Annotated in this window: 3 protein-coding genes; all 3 read right to left on the bottom strand. The window is 66.6% G+C overall.

Annotated features, from left to right (window positions below):
- The coding region (locus NTW26_00730; protein ID MCX7020799.1) for a dihydroorotase at positions 1-935 on the bottom strand (935 nt) is incomplete at its 3' end.
- Positions 936-1832, bottom strand: a complete 897-nt coding sequence (locus NTW26_00725) for a polyprenyl synthetase family protein (GenBank protein ID MCX7020798.1) — start codon at positions 1830-1832, stop codon at positions 936-938.
- A gap of 2 nt (positions 1833-1834) precedes the next feature.
- Positions 1835-2220: hypothetical protein (locus NTW26_00720; protein MCX7020797.1), on the bottom strand; the 386-nt coding region annotated here is incomplete at its 5' end.

Here is a 2220-nt window from a genome sequence, read left to right as displayed (position 1 = left end):
TCGCCGAAGGAGAGGTGGCCCGGCTCCACCAGATACGTCAGCGTCAGACCCAGCGTCGTCTCCAGCCCCACGATGCCGAAGGGGGCTGTTTGGTAGGGCTGGTCCTTCTCCGCCAGGGTGTGCGGGGCGTGGTCGCTGGCGATGATCCCCAGTGTCCCGTCCCGCAGCCCAGCGACGACAGCCTCGCGGTCCGCGGCGGACCGAATCGGGGGGTTGACCTTGGTCTTCGGGTCGAAATCGTCCGGGAGTGAAGACTGGTCCAGGCAGAAGTGGTGGGGCGTCGCCTCGGCGGTGACGTCGAACCCGCGCCGCCTGGCGTCGCGCACCGTCTCCACGGAACGGGCCGTGGAAACGTGGTCCACGTGGAGCGGCACCCCGACCCTGGCTTCCACGAGAATGTCCCGCACCGTCCCCACATCCTCGGCCTCGGCCAGAATGGGCTCCAGCCCGGCCGCCGTGGCCGACGGTCCCGCGGACACCACGCCGCCCCCGGAGAGCGATTCTTCCTCGGCGTGGCTGATGACCAGAAAACCCACGTCCCGGGCGTACCTGAGGGCGTTGAGGAGGAGGCCGGACCGGCGGACCGGGTGTCCGTCGTCGGAGAGGGCGACCGCCCCGGCTTCCCGGAGCTCGTGGAGCGGTGCGATTTCGGCTCCGGCCAGCCCTTCCGTCAAGGCCGCGATGGGAAAGACGTTCACCAGCCCGCGGAGCTCCGCGATGTAGCGGACGTACTCCACCGCCGCCTCGTTGTCCACGAACTGGCCGGTGTTCGCCTTGCAGGCGATGGAGGTGAATCCGCCCAGCGCCGCCGCCCGCGTGCCGGTGGCGATGGTCTCCTTGTCCAGCAGCACGTCGGCCTTGGCGTAAAGTCCCCTGGCGGAGTCCACCACCGTCCCGCCCCTGAGCAGAAGGGGCCTGGCATTCCTGGTCGGCACTTAGTGGTCCCTCTCGACGACGAATTTCGCCAGCTCCGCTAAAATTTCCGGCCGCGGCAGACGCTTCGCCTCGTCCACGGCCGAATCGACGTGGAATTTCGCCATCTCCCGCGACTTCTCCACCCCGTGAATTTTCGGATAGGTGTTCTTGCCCCGCTTTTCGTCCGAGCCCACGGATTTGCCCAGCTTCGCCTCGTCTCCGGTGACGTTCAAGAGGTCGTCGGCTATCTGGAAGGCCATCCCCAGGTGCTCCCCGTAGCGCGTGGCCGCCATGAGCCGTGGGTCGTCGGCCCGGGCGAGAATCGCCCCCATCCGGCAGGCGCAGCGGATCAGGGCCCCGGTTTTCAGGGTGTGGATGAATTCCAGCATGGAGGCGTCAATGTCCTTGCCCTCGTTGGCCACGTCCGCCGCCTGGCCGCCGATCATCCCGAATGTGCCCGAGGCCGTGGCCAGCTCCTGGGAGCAGAGGAGCAGGCGGTCGGAGAGCTCGATCTCCCGTGTGGCTCCCAGGGCCAAAATCTGGAACGCCACGGTCAGAAGCGCGTCCCCGGTTAGGACGGCCACCGCCTCCCCGAACTTCTTCCACACCGTGGGCCGGCCCCGCCGCAGCTCGTCCGCGTCCATGCAGGGCAGGTCGTCGTGAATCAAAGAGTAGTTGTGTATGCACTCGACGGCGCAGGCCGCCTCGACGGCCCCGTCGGGTAAAACGTCGGTGACGGCCTCGGCGGCGGCCAGGACCAGGATCGCCCGCAGGCGCTTTCCGCCGGAAAAGACGGCGTAGTGCAGCGCCTCGTGGACATCCGGCGGGTAGGCCCCCTTGTGCGGCAGGAGCCTCGCCAGCTCGCCGTCCACGAAGACCCGCTTCTCCTCAAGGTAACCCTTCAACTCCGTCTTCAACGCTACTCCTCCGCTTCGAGTGGCTGCAGGGGGTCTTTACTTCGAACTATCCTCCCCGGCGCGCACCAGAAGAGGCCGGTTCTCACCGAGGCGATGTTCAGCAGTATTTTTAAAATGGGGTTGATCTCCCAGACCCCGCAGATGTAGCTGTCGACAACCTCCAGGCCGATCCCGGTGAACATCCGTCGCCAGCTGCTGCCGCATTGAAAAAGGACTCCTTGACCGGCGGCGCCGGAACCGAAGCGCCTGCAGAGCGGGGCCAGCCATCTGGAACGGGTCAACCGGTAAATGAGACCGGAGGGCAGATCCTCGTGGATTATACCTTGGTAGAGAGGCTCGATGAGTAGAAGACGCCCTTCCCTCCGGAGCAGCCCCGCCGCTTGGCGTA

The organism is bacterium (assembly GCA_026398675.1).
Lineage (GTDB): Bacteria > RBG-13-66-14 > RBG-13-66-14 > RBG-13-66-14 > RBG-13-66-14 > RBG-13-66-14.
Note: the sequence above shows the minus strand (reverse complement) of the source record. Positions and strands in the feature narration are given on the sequence as shown.